Origin of the sequence: Pseudomonas sp. PA15(2017) (assembly GCF_001945395.1) — a bacterium.
GTDB lineage: Bacteria > Pseudomonadota > Gammaproteobacteria > Pseudomonadales > Pseudomonadaceae > Aquipseudomonas.
Genome location: NZ_MSXV01000007.1, coordinates 1 through 18,250, shown reverse-complemented (window position 1 = coordinate 18,250; position 18,250 = coordinate 1). Strand labels below are relative to the sequence as shown.

Sequence of the window (18,250 nt, the reverse complement as noted above, 5' to 3'; positions counted from 1 at the left end):
CCAGCGTCTGGAAATTCGAACTCCGGCGGATCGGCAGCAGTCCACTCCACACACCGTGTAACCGGACGCCCATGATGAAACGTCGCTACAGCCTGCCCCTGTGGATCTGCCTCGGCCTGCTCGCCCTGATACTGGTCGTGCACATCGCCCTGCCTTACATGGTGCGCAACTACCTGAACGACAAGCTGGCCGAGATGGGCGACTACCGTGGGCATATCGACGATATCGACGTGGCGCTGTGGCGCGGCGGCTATCGCATCAATGGCCTGCGCATCGTCAAGGTCACCCAGGAGCTGCCGGTGCCGTTCGTCGACGCCCCGCAGATCGATATCTCGGTAAGCTGGAACGAGCTGCTGGAAAAACGGGCCGTGGTTGCTCAAGTGGTGTTCGAACGGCCAGCGGTGAACTTCGTCGACGGCAAGAGCCGCGAAGACTCGCAGACCGGTGAAGGCACCGACTGGCGCGAGCAGCTCGACAAGCTGCTGCCCATCACCCTCAACGAGGTACGCGTCAACGACGGCACCCTGGGTTTCTACAACTTCAACGCCTCGCCGCCAGTGAAGCTCAAGGCCAACGATATCCAGGCCAGCCTCTACAACCTGACCAACGTGGCCGACGAACAGGGCGATCGCGTGGCGCGCTTCGAGGGCAAGGCCAAGCTGATGGATCAGGCGCCGCTGGAAGCCAGTGCGGTGTTCGACCCCTTCCACAACTTCCAGGATTTCGAGTTCCGCGTGCGGGCCACCAATATCGAACTGCCGCGCCTGAACGACCTGGCCAACGCGTACGGCAAGTTCGACTTCAAATCGGGCACCGGCGATATCGTCATCGAGGCCTTTGCCGAAGACTCCCAGCTCAGCGGCTACATCAAACCACTGCTGCGCAACGTCGAAGTGTTCGACTGGCAGCAGGATGTCGAGAACGCCGACAAGGGCTTCTTCCGCTCGATCTGGGAGGCGGTGGTCGCTGGCAGCGAGAAGGTGCTGAAGAATCGCCCGCAGGACCAGATCGCCACCCGCGTGGAGCTACGCGGCAGCACCAAACAGCAAGACGTCAGCGCCTTCCAGGCATTCATCGGCATTCTGCGCAACGGCTTCGTGCAGGCCTTCAACAGTGGTTTCGAACGCGACGCTGCTGAAGAACCCTGAGCGCGTCCATTCAATGACTGAATACCCCAGGCGCGTTCACACCCATGCGCCGGGCGCGCTATAGTCGCCTCTTTCGCATTTGCCTGCCGCGTGAGGATTCCCGATGAAGTTCGAAGGCACCGAGCACTATGTCGCCACCGATGACCTCAAGCTCGCGGTCAATGCCGCCATCACCCTGCAGCGCCCGCTGCTGGTCAAGGGCGAACCGGGCACCGGCAAGACCCTGCTCGCCGAGCAACTGGCCGAATCCTTCGGCACACGGCTGATCACCTGGCACATCAAGTCGACCACCAAGGCGCACCAGGGCCTCTACGAGTACGATGCGGTCAGCCGCCTGCGCGACTCGCAATTGAGCGCCGACAAGGTTCACGATGTTCGCAACTACATCAAGAAGGGCAAGCTTTGGGAGGCCTTCGAAGCCGAGGAGCGCGTGGTCCTGCTGATCGACGAGATCGACAAGGCCGACATCGAGTTTCCCAACGACCTGTTGCAGGAACTCGACAAGATGGAGTTCTACGTTTACGAGACCGATGAGACGATCAAGGCCAGGCACCGGCCGATCATCATCATCACCTCGAACAACGAAAAGGAGCTGCCGGACGCCTTCCTGCGCCGCTGCTTCTTCCACTACATCGCCTTCCCGGATCGCCAGACCCTGCAGAAGATCGTCGACGTGCACTACCCCGGCATCAGCAACAGCCTGGTGGCCGAAGCGCTGGACGTGTTCTTCGACGTACGCAAGGTGCCGGGCTTGAAGAAGAAGCCCTCGACCAGCGAGCTGGTCGACTGGCTCAAACTGCTGATGGCCGACAACATCGGCGAGGCGGTGCTGCGCGAGCGCGACCCGACCAAGGCCATTCCACCGCTGGCCGGCGCGCTGGTGAAGAACGAGCAGGATGTGCAGTTGCTCGAGCGTCTCGCCTTCATGGCCCGCCGCACTTCTCGGTAAAAAACCGGGCTGCTGCGCGTCGGCCATGCTGCGTTGGAATCAGGTTCGCAATGCTCATGTACAAAAGTACACTCCGCTTGCTCACCTGATTCCGCCTTGCCTGGCTCTAGCTCGCGAGCCCTTGCACCGAGTGATCCAATAGCCGTTACCGGCAAATGGCGCTGACGCAATGCATCAGGGCTGATTAACAAACGAGGGTGCAGCCATGCTGCTCAACCTGTTCAACGAAATGCGCGCGGCCAAGGTGCCGGTATCTCTGCGCGAGTTGCTCGACCTGATCAGTGCGCTCGAGCGCAAGGTCGTGTTCGCCGACATGGACGAGTTCTATTACCTGGCGCGCGCCATTCTGGTGAAGGACGAGCGCCATTTCGACAAGTTCGACCGGGCCTTCGCCGCCTACTTCGACGGTTTGCAAAACCTCGATCAGCACCTCGAAGCGCTGATTCCCGAGGACTGGTTGCGCAAGGAGTTCGAACGCTCGCTGAGCGCCGAGGAACGTGCGCAGATTCAGTCATTAGGCGGCCTCGACAAGTTGATCGAGGCATTCAAGAAACGCCTGGAAGAACAGAAGGAACGCCACGCCGGCGGCAACAAGTGGATCGGCACCGGCGGCACCAGCCCCTTCGGCTCGGGCGGCTACAACCCCGAGGGCATCCGCGTGGGTGATGCCGGCGAGCGCCAGGGCAAGGCAGTCAAGGTGTGGGATCAGCGCGAGTACAAGAACCTCGACGACTCGGTGGAGATCGGCACGCGCAATATCAAGGTCGCCCTGCGCCGCTTGCGCAAGTTCGCCCGCCAGGGCGCCCAGGAGGAGCTGGATCTGGACGGCACCATCGACCACACCGCCCGCGATGGCGGGCTTTTGAACATCCAGATGCGCCCAGAGCGTCGCAACACGGTCAAGCTGCTCCTGTTGTTCGATATCGGCGGCTCCATGGATGCCCACGTGAAGGTCTGCGAGGAGCTGTTCTCGGCCTGCCGTACCGAGTTCAAGCACATGGAGTATTTCTACTTTCACAACTGCGTGTACGAATCGGTGTGGAAGAACAACCTGCGCCGTAATGCCGAACGCGTTTCCACCCATGATCTGCTGCACAAGTACGGAGCCGACTACAAGGTGGTGTTCATCGGCGATGCGGCCATGGCGCCTTACGAGATCACCCAGCCGGGTGGCAGCGTCGAGCACTGGAACGAGGAAGCGGGTTACCTGTGGCTGCAGCGCTTCATGGAAACCTACAAGAAGCTCATCTGGATCAACCCCTACCCGCGTGAAGCCTGGGACTACACCAGCTCGACGCGCATCATCCGCGATCTGATCAGCGACCAGATGTTCCCGCTGACCCTGCAGGGCCTGGAAGACGGCATGCGCTTTCTGGCCAAGTAACTGGCCGTCTGTAGCCTGGGTCGAGCGCAGCGACACCCGGGAGATTGGCAACCTGGGTATCGCTTCGCTCAACCCAGGCTACGCATCTTAGGCAATGCCGAATGTCGCTTGCTGGGTTACGCGACGCGCCGAAAAAGATGCGCCCTGACCTTCAGGGTATAGCGTCGTTAACCCACCCCAGGATTCAAGCGCTTAGCGCATGCGCGGCGTCTGCCGCTCGGGCACGCGGCGGCGTTCGCGGCGGCGGAACGGTAAAGCCAACAATAGCAGAATGCTTTCCACCACCCAGGCCAGGAACAGCGCGCAAGCGATGCCCCAGGCGATGGCCTCTGGCGCCAGCAGCACCTGGTAGCGATAAGCGGCGCGGGTTTCTGCCAGCAACTGTGCATCGGCCGCGGTCGCCAGGTGCCAGACCTGCCGGTACCAGGCCCCCTGCATGGCCAACGATTCCTGTTCCAGCAGCGCCGAGCGCTCGACCAGCAGGCCGACGCTGCGTGCATCGCTCTGCATCACCGGGTCGCTGCTGTTGCGGTAATGGCCGACCAGCCGCTGCAAATCACCATCGAAGAAACGCCGGGCGGTGTCGCGAAAGCCGCTCAGGCTCTGCTCGGACTCCAGACGATGGGCCTCGACGCGCTTGGCGTAATCGTCGATGAACCCCGGCACCTGAACGCCCAGCAACAGGCCGAGGGCGAACAACGCCAGACGCAGATAGCTTCTTATCATCCTTCCCTCGTGGCCCCGCCACGCGGGACATCAGTCAGTTGCTCAGGCCCTGGGCGATGCATTCGCCCCCGCGCCACAGGCGCCATTCGCCCGGCTGGTACAGCGACCACTGCTCGTTGTCGGTCAGCGGCTCGGTCGCCAGCACCGAAACCACGTCGTCGGGCGTGGTTTCGGCATGAAAATCCACGCTCATGTCGGCGTCACGCAGGTGCGCAGGCCCGAAGGGTGCGCGCCGGGTGATGTGCGCCAGCTTGGTGGAGCAGAAGCTGAACAGCCAATCGCCGTCACTGAGCAGGCAGTTGAATACGCCATGCTGTCGATAGGCCGCGCAGGCCGCGACAAGTTCAGGCAACAGCACCTCGACCGGCACCGCTTCCGGGAAGGCGCTACGAATACGGTTGAGCAAGTCGCAGAAGGCCGACTCGCTGTCGGTGTCGCCCACTGCACGGTAGAAGCTCAGGGCCGGGCGGAAGTCGGCCAGCTGGCCGTTATGGGCGAAACACCAGTTGCGCCCCCACAGCTCGCGTACGAAAGGATGGGTGTTGGCCAGGCACACACGGCCGACGTTGGCCTGGCGGATATGGCCGATCACCACCTCGCTCTTGATCGGGTAGCGCTGCACCAGTTGCGCCACCTCCGACTCGCTGCTCGCTCGCGGATCCTGGAACAGGCGCAGGCCACGCCCTTCATAGAAGCCGATACCCCAGCCATCGCGATGCGGCCCGGTACGCCCGCCCCGCTGCATCAGCCCGGTAAAGCTGAAGACGATGTCGGTGGGGACGTTGGCGCTCATGCCGAGCAATTCACACATGGCCGGGTTCTCGGTTGATCGGGCTTACAGACGCGGTCCGACGCGCGTGCCACGATTGCTGCGGGGCGCCGAATAAGTCGGCTCCTGTTCCTGCTGCAGGCGTTCGCGCAGGGTCAGGTCGCTGTCCTCGCCCTGCTGCTCTTCACGCGCTGCCTTGCGCGCCTTCGCGCGGCTCAGGAACGGCCAGCGAATGGCCACGAACACCAGGTAGACGGCGAACGCGATCATCCCGTACATGGCCAGATCCGCCACCGCGCGCCAGGCATTGCTGCCGACCTTGAACAACAGGTCGAGAGCGACGATCGCCACGGCCGGGGCAAACAGCTCCTTGGCCGGGTCGACGATGGTCGGGCAGAACAACAGGATCGCCACCAGTACCCGCAATGGCTCGCGCAGGTAGCGCCACATCCAGCTGGTAATCCTGAACCACACCAGCAGGCAGCCCAGCGCAGCTATTGCATAGGCGCCCCAGGCAAGTAAATAGTCGTTTTCGATCATGCGGGCGGTGTTCCCTGGCTTGACTGGGCTCGTGCGGACGCGTGCGCATTTGCGCGCTTGCCGAACGGCAAAGACGCTTATGATAACGGCTTTTACCCGGTTAGGCGCCTTCGGGACATTTCTAAACGAGCGCACACCAACGCTTTTCGAAGTGCACCCGTCGGCCGCCCCGCGCTCTGGAGACGCCCATGACCACCGCCCCTATCGCCCGCAAGGCCCCTGGCCGCGACCCCTACCACTGGCTCGAAGCGCGTGACAGCGACGAGGTGCTCGAGCACTTGCGTGCCGAGAACGCCTACCTGGAAAGCCAGTTGGACGACCTGCCGCTACGCGAACAGCTGTTCCAGGAAATCAAGGCGCGCATCCGCGAGACCGACCTGTCGCTGCCCACGCCCTGGGGCGATTACCTCTATTACCAGCGCACCACCGCTGGCGACGAGTATTCCCGCCATTATCGCTGCCCTCGCCCGACCGATGGCAGCCTGAACCTCGACGACAACGCCGAGCAGCTGCTGCTGGATCCCAACGAGATTGCCGCCGGTGGCTTTCTGTCCCTCGGTGCATTCAGCATAAGCCCGGATCAGCAGCGCCTGGCCTATAGTCTGGACACCAGCGGCGACGAGATCTATCGGCTGTTCGTCAAGGAGTTGGCCAGCGGCGCCGTCACCGAGCTGCCATTCGAAGACTGTGACGGCAGCATGACCTGGGCCAACGACAGCCAGACCCTGTTCTACGGCGAGCTGGACGACACGCACCGCCCTGCCACCCTGCACCGCTTCCGTCTCGGCGATGGGCGCAGCACCCAGGTTTTCCACGAAGCCGACGAGCGCTTCTTTCTCAGCTGTTATCGCAGTAGTTCCGAGCGCCAACTGGTGCTGCTGCTCGGCAGCAAGACCACCACGGAATCCTGGGTACTGGATGCCGACACCCCCGACCAGGCCTTTCAGTGCCTGGCCCCGCGCGAGGAAGGCCACGAGTACTACGCCGACCACGGCAAACTGGACGGCCAGTGGGCCTGGCTGATCCGCAGCAACCAGAGCGGCATCAACTTCGCGTTGTACAGCGCGACGCCCGAGCAGCCCACGCGGCCCGATTGGCAGGAGCTGGTGGCACACGACGAGCACATCATGCTCGAAGGCGTCAGCCTGGCAGAGTCGGCGCTGGTGCTCAGCCTGCGCGAAGGCGGCCTGCCGGTGATCGACGTGCGCCCACAGGCCATGGCCGGCTACCGGGTCAGCCTGCCGGATGCGGCTTACAGCCTGTACGTGCAGGACAACCTGGCGTTCACCAGCCCGGTGATCCGCCTGCGCTACGAGGCGCTCAATCGTCCGGCGCAGATCCGCGAACTGAATCTGGCCGATGGCACTCAACGGGTGCTCAAGGAAACCCCGGTGCTCGGCGACTTCGCCGCCGACGACTACCTCAGCCAGCGCCTGTGGGCGACCGCGGCGGATGGCACCCAGGTGCCGATCAGCCTGGTGGCACGTCGTGACGCCCTGGGCCAGGCAGCGCCGCTTTATCTGTATGGCTATGGCGCTTACGGTGAAAGCCTCGACCCGTGGTTTTCCCACGCGCGGCTAAGCCTGCTCGATCGCGGCGTGGTGTTCGCCATCGCCCATGTTCGTGGTGGCGGCGAGCTGGGCGAAGCCTGGTACCGCGCCGGCAAGCTCGCCCACAAGCAGAACAGCTTCAGCGACTTCATCGCCTGCGCCGAACACCTGATCGCCCAGGGCTTCACCAGCCCGTCGCAACTGGCCATCAGCGGCGGCAGCGCCGGCGGCCTGCTGATCGGCGCGACACTCAACCAACGACCGGAGCTGTTCGCTGCGGCCATTGCCGAGGTGCCCTTCGTCGACGTGCTCAACACCATGCTCAACCCGGAGCTGCCGCTAACGGTCACCGAATACGACGAATGGGGCGACCCCAACCAACCGGAGGTGCACGCGCGAATCAAGGGCTACGCGCCTTACGAGAACGTGCGCGCGCAGCGCTATCCGGCGATCCTGGCGGTAGCCGGTTACAACGACAGCCGGGTGCAGTATTGGGAGGCGGCCAAATGGGTGGCGCGGCTGCGCGAGCTGAAGACCGATGACAATCTGCTGCTGCTCAAGACCGACCTGGGCGCAGGCCATGGCGGCATGAGCGGTCGTTACCAGGCGATCCGCGATGTGGCGCTGGAATATGCCTTCGTGTTCAAGGTGCTCGGCCTGCGCGCGGCAGGCCATTAGCCAGCTGCCGGCGCAGACAACGCACAAGTATCAGTCTGGAATCTGCTCGCCCGGCTGCTCGGGCGTCAGCTCCTGCTGATGCTCGGCGGCATCGTCGGCCTCTTTGGTGGACTCATCGTTGTCACGCCCATCACGGATCACCGGCGGCGTTTCAGGGTCGACCTTGGACGGGTCAGGCACCTGCGGCGTCTGGACGGCGCCAGCGGGTTCGGACGATGCCAGCTGTTGCTGCTGGGCCTGGGCGATACCGGCCAGCGACAGCAGGCTGATCAGCAAGAGTGACGGTGTGCGCATGCTCTGTACTCCAAGAGGCAATGGGACGTGCTGCATTGGGCAGCGCATGCCGACGGAAAGTGCAGACTGAATCCGCAGCCCTGCCTATATACTGCCCAGGTCCACCAGCAAGGAACGACCATGAGCAGCCCGTCCACGCCTACCTCCAAACTCGACCGCATCCTCGCCGAGGCCCAACGCAGCCGTGAAGAAGGCTACCGGGACAAGGCCCTGCGCATGTATCCGCACGTCTGTGGTCGCTGCGCTCGCGAATTTTCCGGCAAGCGCCTGAGCGAACTCACCGTGCACCATCGCGACCACAACCACGACAACAACCCCCAAGACGGTTCCAACTGGGAACTGCTGTGCCTGTTCTGTCACGACAACGAACACGCGCGCTACACCGATCAACAGTATTTCAGCGAAGGCTCCACGGCCAGCCAGACCGGCCCCAAGACCACCCACAAGGCGTTCGCCAACCTGGCCGAGCTGCTGCAGAAAAAGTCCTGAGCAGCGCACGGGGTCCACAGAACGTATAATGCCGGCCCTTTTCTCGAGGCCTGATCCGTGGGCAACAAACGATACAGCTGCATCGGTCTCTACAACCCCAAATCGCCGGAAAACGTCGGCGCCGTGATGCGCGCCGCCGGCTGTTATGGCGTGGCCTCGGTGTTTTACACCGGTAAACGCTACGAGCGTGCCCGCGATTTCGTCACCGACACCAAACGCGTGCACCTGGACATTCCGCTGATCGGTATCGACGACCTGCAAAAGGTCATCCCCCTGGGTTGTACGCCGGTCGCCGTGGAGCTGGTCGATGGCGCACGACCCCTGCCCAGCTATACCCACCCGGATCGCGCCTTCTACATCTTCGGCCCCGAAGACGGCTCGCTCGACAAGAGCATCCGCGACTGGTGCGAGGAAGTGGTCTACATCCCCACCGAGGGCTGCATGAATCTGGCGGCCACGGTCAACGTGGTGCTCTATGATCGCCTCGCCAAAGGCAGCAACACCCGCACCGGCGCCAAGTACTGAATCTCAGGCAAAATAAAGCCCGGACGACGCCGGGCTTCGTTTCGCGGCTGACCGATCAGGACATTCCGACCTTGCCACCTGTACGGCTGTAACCATCTTCGGCAACCAACTTGCCACCGACGCGCTCATAACCGCTCTCGGCGATCTTGCCGCCAGTGCGCTTGTAGCCATCTTCGGCGACCAGTTTGCCACCGACACGCTCGTAGCCGCTCTCGGCGATCTTGCCGCCAGTACGCTTGTAGCCATCTTCGGCGACCAGTTTGCCACCAACGCGCTCGAAACCGCTTTCGGCAATTTTGCCCCCGGTACGCTTGTAACCGTCTTCAGCCACTTTCTGAGTGCTGATCGAATGCGAAGTAGTGGCTTCTATCGGGCCTTGCGGCAAGGCGAAGGCGGCGCTGGCAAGCGTGGCGATGAACAGGCTGGCGATGAATTCAGTTTTCATGATGAGCTCCTTGGGAGGCAATAAGTGGGTATGGGGCTCATGTTACTCAAGAAAATTTGATGAAAAACTCGATCGCGAGAATAGTAAAGATCGACTCTATTGATATCTCAACCAAATCCAGCAATGACGGGGCTTACAAGCAAAACACCCGGTCGGTTTAGATACCGTGCCGGGTGTTTTCACTTCGATGATAAATTATCTATAAAGTCGATAGATCAGGCTTTTCGCTCACTGAACGCAAGGCCGATGCCCATTGCCATGATCACGCTGCCCGACAGGCTCTGTTGCCAGCGACGCCACGTCGGGTTGTGGCCGAGCCGGCCACCGAAATGCCCGCTCAGCACCGCCACACCGGCGTTTACCGAGATGCCGCAGAGGCTGAAGATCAGCCCCAGGAACAGCACTTCCCAGACGAAAGACTCGGATTCCGGATGGGCGAACTGCGGTAGAAAGGCGATGAAGAACAATGCCACCTTGGGGTTGAACACATTGACCAGCACGCCTTGCACGAACACCTGGCGCAGCCCCACCGGCTGCAGGCTCACCTGCTCCTGCGCGCGCCAGCCGGAGCGGATCAACTGCAGGCCTAGCCAGATCAGATAGATCACGCCGACCCACTTGACCACGCTGAACGCCACCGCCGACATCATCAGCAGGGCGGACAAGCCGAAGGCAGCGGCCAGCACATGAACCAGGCAACCTGCACCGATCCCGAGACTGGACACCAGGCCCGCCGTGGTGCCCTGGGCGCTGGAGCGCGACGCGATATAGATCATGTCAGGGCCTGGCGTCAGGTTGAGCGCCAGGGTGGCGGTGAGAAACAGGGCGAAGTGTTCGATACCAAACATGCAGGGTACTCGCGGCAGAATTTTCGCGAGCTTAGGATCGCGAAGCCCCCTGCGCAAGCGCCGCGCAGGGGACTGCGCGGTCAGCGCAGCAGGCGTGTATCGAGCACCTTGGAGCTGCGGCCCATGACGTTCTCGGTGATTTCGATGAAGTCCTTGGTGCTGGCCTTGTCCAGGCGCATCAGGCCGCGGGCCACGTCGTCCAGAGAGCGCTGCTGGCCGTCCTTGGTGGCCTGGCGAATCTCACGATCGAGCTCCTGCAACAACAACACCGCACGGGCGGTAACCGGCCCGGTGGAGTTTTCGGTACGCAGCGACTTGACCGGCTTGCTCCATTTGATCAGGTGCTCACGAACCTTCTGGTAGCGGTCTTCGCTCAGCCCACCGGCGCGACGCATCACCTCGATGGCGTAGTACTCGGCGATGCCTTCGCTGATCCAGTCGCTCTTGTCGGTGTCGCTGATGCGGCTGAACACATGCACCAGCTCGTGTACCAGTGAACTGGTGCCGTTCTCGCTGACCAGCGGGCGATCGGCATGCATGAAATAGGAGTTGGGCGCCGACAGGCCGCCGCGCCACATCGGGTCACCGGCGCCAACCACCAGCAGTTTGGCGGGATCGCGCGGGAACACTGCCTGCATTTCCGGCCAGACGAAGGTCAGCAGGGTCAGCGCATCCATCCGGCGCATGCCCTCGCCCACTGGCGCGGCGATGGTCACCTGGGTTTCGCCGAGCTTGGCCCGGCGAGTGCCGATCTTGCCGGCCAGGATCCAGCCAGTGGGCCGGTCGAACTTGCGCTGCGGGTTGTCGATGCGGAACTTGTTCTTGCCGACCCGCGGCCAGCCGGTCTCGACGCTGCTCCAGCCCTTGGGCAGGTCGAACTCCAGGCGTGCGACCAGGTCGGTGCCATCGATCTGATTGAGGACTGCGCTGGGAATCAGGTCGTCACCGCGCAGCAACGCCCAGTCTTCGGCCATGCGTGCATCGAAGCGGCCTTCCCCGCGCGGGTGATCGACACGCACCTTGTAGCTCAGTGTGCGCTTGCCCTTGCCGGGCACCCACAGGCCGCGGTTATCGCCTTCGGGCTTCCACTCGCCGTCGGCCTTGAAGTCGCGGTAATAACCTTCGTCGCCGAGGTTGAAATTCAGCCCGCGCACACGCTCGCCCTTTTCCAGGGTGATGCTCACCTCTGCCTCGTCGCTCTGCGGCAGGAATTTGACCTTGTAATCCAGATCGACCTTCTCGGCGGCCCACAAGGGTGTGCCGGTACTCAACAGAACAGCGGACAGCAGCAGGCAGCGAATCGACATACGGGAGACTCCAGAACGGGCAAGCGATGCGTCACGGGGATCAGCGCACAAGACTATGCGCAATGGCGTCATCAAACACCAGCGTGCTTAAACGAGCCTTAACGGCTCATCACAGACACTCAGCCGGCGCGAAAGATCAGGTGATCTTCCCAATCGTCCTCGGCCACGGCGTTTTCGCTGAGCATGCGCCCGGCCTGGGAAACGCGCTCGCGGTGCACGGCATCGGGGTCACCGCACACCAGGTGATGCCAGGACGGCAACTCCTTGCCCTCGCTGACCAGCCGATAGCCGCAGGTCGGCGGCAGCCACTGGAACTGATCGGCCTGGGCCGGGGTGAGCTGGATGCAGTCGGGCACGAAGGTCTTGCGGCTCGGGTAGTCGCTGCAGCGGCAGGTCTGCAGATCGAGCAGCTTGCAGGCGATGCGCGTGTAATACACCGCGCCGTCGTCCTCATCCTCCAGCTTCTGCAGGCAGCACAGGCCGCAGCCATCGCACAGCGACTCCCACTCCTGATGGTCGAGCTGATCGAGGGTCTTGTGTTGCCAGAAGGGATACGCAGGTGCGGCCATGGTCGAGCTTGCAGGGAGGGCACGAAAAGGCCGGCAGTCTAGGTCTGCCGACCGCACAGTACAAGCCGCGCGCGACGGCGCGCTCAATAGCCGCGGGCGAAATCCACCAGACCATGCAACTCGGCGTCAGCCTGATAACGCTGCAGGTTGGCCAGGAACAACTCGACCAGCAGGTGCGGCAGGGTCGGCGCTGCGCTGTGCCCGGTCAGCGTGAGGTTGCGCGCATTCCAGAACGAATGGCCGGCCGGCAACGGTTCTTCGCGGCAGACGTCGATCACCGCCGCGGCCAGTCGGCCAGCAGCCAGCGCGGCGACCAGATCCTCATCGACCACCGACGTACCACGCCCGGCGTTGATCAGCACCGCCGAGGGCTGGAAGCGAGCGAGCAAGGCGGCGTCATAGATATCCCGGGTGGCGGGCGTGTTGGGCAGCAGGTTGACGACGTAATCGGCCTGGGCCACCAGCCGCGGCAATTCCTCGAGCGTAGCCACTTCAGTGAACGGCGCCAGGGTTCGCGGGCTGCTGGCAACGCCGCTCAATTCGACGTTAAACGGCTGCAGGAAGCGGGCGACCGCCGCGCCGATTTCGCCGGTGCCGACGATCAGCACCCGGCGCCCTGCCAGGCTGCCCGGCAGGCGGCCATCCCAGCGTCGTTCGCGCTGCGCCTGCTGGCGGGCGACCAGCTCGCGCTCATGGGCGAGCATATGGCACAACACGTACTCGGCCATGATCTGCCCGAACACGCCGACCGCACGGGTCAACCGATAATCGCGGGGCAGATCGTCCGCCAGCAGCGGTGTGATGCCCGCCCAAGTCGACTGCAGCCAGGCCGGCTTGTGGCCGGCGCGCAGCAGGCTGGCGAACAGGTCGGGTTCACCCAGCCAGACCGGGCAACGGGCGGCCTGCTCGGCCAGCGCCGCGCCCTCGCCCACGACGAGTTCGAGCTGTGGCGCAGCCTGCCGCAGCAACCGCTGGTACTCGGCGTGATCCTGCTCGGCGATCAGTACGCGCATGGCATCGTTCTCCCGTCAGACCGGATCGTTACGGCGCAGCAGTTCCTCAGGAAGATGCTGGATGTAATCCTCTTCCGGCGGGGGCATCTGCAGGTGATAGCCCTGGTTGTCGAGGTTCTCCAGCACCTTGGTGATGTCCTCGCGCGCCAGGACGCGCTCGGGCGTGAGCACCATGTCGAAGGCATGCACGGGCGCGCCGAAGGCATTCAGCAGCGGCTCGGGCACCCGGCTCAGCGCGTCGGCACGCAGCACGTAGAGGTACATCTCGTGCTTGCGCGGGCTGCGGTAGATCGAGCAGATACGTTTCAAGCAGCTTCTCCTTCATCGGCCAGGCAGTCGAGCAGCGCCTGGCCCATCAATTCGCGACGCCAGCCGCGCAGGCTGTCGGGCAGGCGGTAGGGGCCGTTCGGGTAGCCGCTCTTGAGCAGCGCCTCGAGGGTCTTCTTGCGCAGCATCAGTTCGGGGACGATTTCCAGGCGCTCGCCTTCACGCTGGCCGATCGCGCGCAGCTTCTTGAGCAGCCCCGAGGCTTCGATCGGCAACGGCTCGGGCATCGCCGGCGGCCACTCGGCCGGTGGCAGTGCGGCGGCCTCGCGGATCAACTGCAGGATGGTCTCACCGTCCTGGCGCACGGTTTTCGGGTGCATGTCCTCGATGCGCGCCAGGCTGACCAGGTCGTTCGGTTGATGGCGCGCCAGCGGCCACAGCGAATGCTCGCGCAGGATACGGTTGCGCGGCTGATTGCGCGCCCGCGCCTGACGCTCACGCCAGGCACACAAAGCACGCAATACGGCCAGTTGCGCGCGGGACAGTTTCCAGGCCAGCTTGGCTTCGCGGTATGCGTCTTCGGGCAACGTCTCGCGGCGCAAGCCGGCGGCCAACTCAGCGCCATCCTCGAGCACCCAGGCGTTCTTCTCGGCGGACAGCCTGGCCTGCAGGCGACGATAGAGTTCGGCCAGGTGCACGACATCTTCGGCGGCGTAGCTGACCTGGGTCTCGGACAACGGACGCTGCAACCAGTCGGAGCGGGTCTCGCCCTTGGGCAGCTCGATCTCCAGCACCGCCTGCACCAGACGCGAATAGCCCATGGAGAAACCGAGGTTGAGGTAGCCGGCGGCCAGTTGCGAGTCGAAAAGCGGTGCCGGCAGGCTGCCGGTCAGGCGCAGGAACACCTCCAGATCCTCGCTGCAGGCGTGTACTACCTTGATCACCTGCGGGTCTTCGAGCAGCGCGGCGAATGGTGCCCAGTCGCCGATCAGCAAGGGATCGATCAGGTAGGCACGCTCGCCCTCGCTGACCTGCAGCAGACCGGCGATCGGGTAGAAGGTATCGACACGCATGAACTCGGTGTCCAGCGCCACAAAGGGCTGTTTGCGCCAGACAGCGCACTGCGCTGCCAGGCTGGCGTCGTCTCGAATCCAGACAATTTCGATGGTCACGCGGCTCTCCCGTAAAGATTGCTGCGCAGTATATCCCGTGAGCCCCTGCCGTGCGCTCATGGCAATTCATCGCGCAACTGCGCCCTCAAGCCATCGGAAACGCACAGCATGGGCTCGCGCAGTTCATCCGCGATCATGCCCTGCAACGCCAACGCGGCCTTGACCGGCGCGGGGTTCGGCTCGCTGAAGGCCAGGCGTATCCACGGTAACAGCTCAACAAACAGCGCACGCCCGGCAAGCAGGTTGCCCTTGCGCAGCAGGCTGACCACTCTGGCGAAGTCGCCGGTACGCAGGTGCGCGGCTGCGGAAATGGCGCCGCTGCCGCCCAGGCACAGGGTGGCGAAGATCTGCTCGTCCTCGCCGGTGAGCACATCGAGCACGCCATCGGCGATCAGCGCCTGGGTCTTGCGGCTATCACCGCCGCAATCCTTGATCGCCACGATGCGTGGGTGCCGGGCCAGTTGCCGAAGGGTCTGCAGTTCAAGAATCACGGCGCTGCGATAGGGAATGTCGTAAAGGATGATCGGCAACCGCGAGGCCTCGGCGATAGCCAGGAAGAACGCCTGCAAGCCGTCTTGCGACGGCCTTATGTAATAAGGTGTCGGCACCAGGATGCCGGCCAGCGGGCGACGCTGAATCCGCTGCAGGCGGGCCAGCACTGCCGCCTGGTTGTTGCCGGCAAGGCCCATCACCACGCGGCCGGCCGGTACCACTTCGAGCACCGCATCAAGCACCGCCAACTGCTCTTGTTCATCCAGGGCTGCCGCCTCGCCGCTGGTGCCGCAGACCACCAGCCCGGCCGCACCGCTTTCGATCAGGTGCGCGGCCAGGGATCGCAATGCCGGCAGATCCACCTGCCCGCCGCGAAACGGCGTTACCAACGCAACCCAGATACCAGAAAATGTAGACATGCTTGCAACTCCTCGGTATAGACCGTCTGGTCACCGTCGATGGAGCGCGGGAAGGGAGTGTAGCGAAGGGATGCTTCGACTCAGCGCCTCTGTCCTGTCAGCCCATCTGACGGGACAGCGCGCCCCGGTCAAATGAGCGACTGTTTCTTCGACTTGCCAGCGTCCAGGCACACGCACTGAGCCGTAGCGACGAGGCTACGGGCAGCAAGCATGGGCGGGGAGATGGTGAACATGGGGCGCTCGGCAAGGCGATCAGGCCCCGATACTGCCGAACCCGAAGCAACGGTGTCAATCTCGCAGCAGCGCAGCTTCAGGAGGCCTGGCAGTTCCAATTGGCTATATGCAGGCCGAGCTAAATCCTCAAACGATTTAAAAACAGCCTTTTACAGCATGAATATCCCACTACGCTTCAAGTTGGGCGGCTAAGCGCTGCTCCCAGTGGGATTTTCGGTCATCGAATCTGAACAACGACGCCTCTGGCAGCCATCGCCCTGCTACCCGCGCCCTCCCCCACCGGTCACCTCCCCCGTAGAGGCTCGTATGGGAATCGCCGCCAGTGACCTGAACCAACATGTGATCCGCCCGACCTTGCTGTATCTGAACAGTCAGTCCGTCGCCGCCGAAGCGCTGCTGCTGGGCATTGCCGCGTGTCAGTCTTCATTGGGCGCCGAACTGGACAACCACAACGGCTACGGCCTGTACCGAATTTCGGCGCGCCACCACCAGCACCTGTGGGACGACCACCTGGCCGGCAGCTCTGACCTCGCCAGTCGGGTCCGTGGCCTGGCCAGCCAGCATGCGTTTCTCGGCGCACCGCACTTCGAGCTGACCGTCAACCTGCGCTACGCCACGGCCATCGCCTGGCTGCTTATCGAGCAACGGTACCAGGAACTGCCCGCCGCGGATGATCTGGGCGCCCAGGCGCTGATCTGGCAACAGGTCTTCGCGCCTTGTCGCCAACCGAGCGAATTCGTCCGCGCCTGGCAACGCTGCATCCTGGAACTGGCAGCCGTCGCCTGAAAAAAATGACTGCAGAGTCACAGGTGCCAAGTCACGAAAGGCTCTATATCCTGCATTTCAGGGACAGCATCAACCTCGAAGGATCGTGTTTACCCTGAACTTTCCGAATTGCCGCTTAGTCAGCAAGCGAGAGTTCCCCGACCCAGCCATGGAGCACCCCGTGAGTAAAACAATCCTAAGAACCGGTCTGGCAATCGCCATCGCATCCACCTCCACCTACGGCCTGGCCAGCGGCTTCGCGCTCAACGAGCAAAGCATCGCCGGCATGGGCATGTCGTTCGCCGGTCGTTCGTCTTCGGCGGAAGACGCCAGTACGGTATTCGGCAACCCGGCCGGCATGGCGCGCATCCAGCGCGAACAGGTCAATTTCGGCGTCGCAGCCATTCATGCCAAGAGCCGTATCAGCAACACCAGCAGCACCACCGCACCGGCTGCGGGCGGCGGTGGCGCAAATGGCGGTAGTAACGATGGCGACATGGTCCCCACCACTGGCGTACCCATGGGCTACTACGTCAAACCACTGGATGAAAAAGTGGCATTCGGTATTGGCGTCTACGTCCCGTTCGGCCTCGCCACCGAGTATGAAAACGGCTTTCAGGGCCGCTACTTTGCCGACAAGAGTTATGTACGGGTCATCACCGTACAACCGACCCTGAGCTATCGCTTCAACGACAAGCTGTCGGTAGGTTTCGGCCCGACGTTCAACCATATCGAAGGCGAACTGAGCTCCTCGCTGACCAATCCGTTCGGCCCGGCCGGCGCCAATGACGGCAAGGTCAAGATCAAGGGTGACGATACCGCGGTCGGCTTCAACGCCGGCGTGCTCTACGAATTCACCCCGCAAACCCGCGTTGGCGTGACCTATCGCTCGCGGGTCAAATATGAACTGGAAGGTGACACCCGTGTTTCGGGACCAGGCCCGGCAATCGGTACATCGGCGGGCAAGTATGATGCGTCGCTGGATGTAACGACCCCCGAGTCGGTGGATGTGTCCTTCACTCATGAACTCAACGATGCCTGGACGCTTTACGCAGGTAGCACCTGGACGCGCTGGAGCCGCTTCAAGGAGCTGCGCATCGAGAACGAAGGCGTAGGCGGTGCATTTGCCGGCTCGCTCGGCACCATCGTCGAAGAGCAGGAGTGGCACGATACCTGGGCTCACGCCGTCGGCCTGTCCTACAAGGTCAACCCGCAGTGGGTGCTGCGCACCGGTATCGCCATCGATCAGACGCCGACCAACAACACCGATCGTTCGCCGCGTATCCCATCCGGCGACCGGACGATCTTCAGCCTGGGCGCCGGCTGGAGCCCGACCGACGACATGACCATCGACCTGGCCTACTCCTACCTCAAGGAAGAAGAAGTCGAGATCAACCGCGCGAGCCCGGCTCGCGGTAGCTACAACGCCACCTACAAGAACAGTGCCCATGGTCTGGGCGCTTCTCTGACCTACCGCTTCTGACGCAAGCCAGGCTCGGCCGCAGCAACCTGGTCGAGCCCGCTCCGCTCATAATAAAATCGCGGCCTTTCAGAGCGTGTGAAAAGTCGCTGATGCAGGTAGTGATCCCATCAGACGCCCCGACATTGTTCGGGGCGTTTGCTTTTGTACGATTCGAAAGGTCGCGACCAACCTTTCAGGTGAGCAG

At 63.1% G+C, this 18,250-nt stretch carries 20 protein-coding genes; 8 read left to right on the top strand and 12 right to left on the bottom strand.

The window, feature by feature from the left end:
- Positions 1-74: 74 nt before the first annotated feature.
- The 3 genes from BVH03_RS02210 (at position 75) to BVH03_RS02200 (ending at position 3,481) form a co-directional block, all read left to right on the top strand.
- Positions 75-1,148, top strand: a complete 1,074-nt coding sequence (locus tag BVH03_RS02210; protein WP_075959673.1) for a DUF748 domain-containing protein — start codon at positions 75-77, stop codon at positions 1,146-1,148.
- A 103-nt stretch (positions 1,149-1,251) separates the two neighbouring features.
- Positions 1,252-2,097, top strand: a complete 846-nt coding sequence (locus BVH03_RS02205) for a MoxR family ATPase (protein WP_075959672.1) — start codon at positions 1,252-1,254, stop codon at positions 2,095-2,097.
- Positions 2,098-2,302: 205 nt separating this feature from the next.
- On the top strand, positions 2,303-3,481 hold the full coding sequence (locus BVH03_RS02200; RefSeq protein WP_075959671.1) for a VWA domain-containing protein: 1,179 nt from the start codon (positions 2,303-2,305) through the stop codon (positions 3,479-3,481).
- Between the two features lie 192 nt (positions 3,482-3,673).
- Here the strand turns inward: BVH03_RS02200 and BVH03_RS02195 are convergent, their stop codons facing one another.
- The 3 genes from BVH03_RS02195 to BVH03_RS02185 are packed head-to-tail and all read right to left on the bottom strand — an operon-like array spanning position 3,674 to position 5,516.
- A complete protein-coding gene (locus tag BVH03_RS02195; RefSeq protein WP_075959670.1) occupies positions 3,674-4,207 on the bottom strand; it encodes a DUF2937 family protein in 534 nt (177 codons plus the stop codon).
- Positions 4,208-4,241: 34 nt separating this feature from the next.
- A complete protein-coding gene (locus BVH03_RS02190) occupies positions 4,242-5,018 on the bottom strand; it encodes a class II glutamine amidotransferase (protein WP_075959669.1) in 777 nt (258 codons plus the stop codon).
- Positions 5,019-5,042: 24 nt separating this feature from the next.
- Positions 5,043-5,516 carry an MFS transporter gene (locus tag BVH03_RS02185; RefSeq protein ID WP_075959668.1) on the bottom strand — a complete coding sequence of 158 codons (474 nt, stop codon included), beginning with the start codon at positions 5,514-5,516 and terminating at the stop codon, positions 5,043-5,045.
- A gap of 188 nt (positions 5,517-5,704) precedes the next feature.
- Between BVH03_RS02185 and BVH03_RS02180 the strand changes: the two genes are divergently transcribed.
- Positions 5,705-7,744, top strand: a complete 2,040-nt coding sequence (locus tag BVH03_RS02180) for a S9 family peptidase (protein WP_075959667.1) — start codon at positions 5,705-5,707, stop codon at positions 7,742-7,744.
- A gap of 30 nt (positions 7,745-7,774) precedes the next feature.
- On the opposite strand, the gene BVH03_RS02175 is transcribed toward BVH03_RS02180, so the two are convergent.
- A complete protein-coding gene (locus BVH03_RS02175; protein ID WP_075959666.1) occupies positions 7,775-8,038 on the bottom strand; it encodes a hypothetical protein in 264 nt (87 codons plus the stop codon).
- 120 nt (positions 8,039-8,158) lie between these two features.
- On the opposite strand from BVH03_RS02175, the gene BVH03_RS02170 reads away from it, so the two are divergent.
- The gene (locus tag BVH03_RS02170; RefSeq protein ID WP_075930688.1) at positions 8,159-8,527 is read left to right on the top strand and encodes a YajD family HNH nuclease; all 369 of its coding nucleotides are present in this window, start codon (positions 8,159-8,161) and stop codon (positions 8,525-8,527) included.
- A 57-nt stretch (positions 8,528-8,584) separates the two neighbouring features.
- Positions 8,585-9,052 carry an RNA methyltransferase gene (locus BVH03_RS02165; RefSeq protein WP_075959665.1) on the top strand — a complete coding sequence of 156 codons (468 nt, stop codon included), beginning with the start codon at positions 8,585-8,587 and terminating at the stop codon, positions 9,050-9,052.
- 55 nt (positions 9,053-9,107) lie between these two features.
- Here the strand turns inward: BVH03_RS02165 and BVH03_RS02160 are convergent, their stop codons facing one another.
- The 8 genes from BVH03_RS02160 to dapA form a co-directional block, all read right to left on the bottom strand.
- A complete protein-coding gene (locus tag BVH03_RS02160) occupies positions 9,108-9,497 on the bottom strand; it encodes a hypothetical protein (RefSeq protein ID WP_075959664.1) in 390 nt (129 codons plus the stop codon).
- Positions 9,498-9,712: 215 nt separating this feature from the next.
- Positions 9,713-10,345: a LysE family translocator gene (locus tag BVH03_RS02155; RefSeq protein ID WP_075959663.1), complete on the bottom strand. Its 633-nt coding sequence runs from the start codon at positions 10,343-10,345 to the stop codon at positions 9,713-9,715.
- Positions 10,346-10,425: 80 nt separating this feature from the next.
- Complete coding sequence (locus tag BVH03_RS02150) at positions 10,426-11,652, bottom strand: hypothetical protein (protein ID WP_075959662.1); 1,227 nt, start codon at positions 11,650-11,652, stop codon at positions 10,426-10,428.
- 119 nt (positions 11,653-11,771) lie between these two features.
- Positions 11,772-12,221, bottom strand: coding sequence for a YcgN family cysteine cluster protein (locus BVH03_RS02145; RefSeq protein WP_075959661.1), 450 nt, complete (start codon positions 12,219-12,221; stop codon positions 11,772-11,774).
- An 83-nt stretch (positions 12,222-12,304) separates the two neighbouring features.
- Positions 12,305-13,234, bottom strand: a complete 930-nt coding sequence (locus BVH03_RS02140) for a D-2-hydroxyacid dehydrogenase (protein ID WP_075959660.1) — start codon at positions 13,232-13,234, stop codon at positions 12,305-12,307.
- Between the two features lie 15 nt (positions 13,235-13,249).
- Entirely contained in the window at positions 13,250-13,543 is a 294-nt protein-coding gene (locus BVH03_RS02135) for a YcgL domain-containing protein (RefSeq protein ID WP_075959659.1), read from the bottom strand.
- Positions 13,540-14,673: a ribonuclease D gene (gene rnd / locus BVH03_RS02130; RefSeq protein WP_075959658.1), complete on the bottom strand. Its 1,134-nt coding sequence runs from the start codon at positions 14,671-14,673 to the stop codon at positions 13,540-13,542. Before rnd ends, BVH03_RS02135 begins: the two co-directional genes overlap by 4 nt.
- Before the next feature lie 56 nt (positions 14,674-14,729).
- Positions 14,730-15,584 (bottom strand): 4-hydroxy-tetrahydrodipicolinate synthase, encoded by an 855-nt coding sequence (dapA, locus tag BVH03_RS02125; protein ID WP_075959657.1) that lies wholly within the window; start codon positions 15,582-15,584, stop codon positions 14,730-14,732.
- 540 nt (positions 15,585-16,124) lie between these two features.
- On the opposite strand from dapA, the gene BVH03_RS02120 reads away from it, so the two are divergent.
- The gene (locus tag BVH03_RS02120) at positions 16,125-16,604 is read left to right on the top strand and encodes a hypothetical protein (RefSeq protein WP_075959656.1); all 480 of its coding nucleotides are present in this window, start codon (positions 16,125-16,127) and stop codon (positions 16,602-16,604) included.
- A gap of 160 nt (positions 16,605-16,764) precedes the next feature.
- Positions 16,765-18,066, top strand: a complete 1,302-nt coding sequence (locus BVH03_RS02115) for an OmpP1/FadL family transporter (RefSeq protein WP_083639980.1) — start codon at positions 16,765-16,767, stop codon at positions 18,064-18,066.
- Positions 18,067-18,250: the final 184 nt, after the last annotated feature.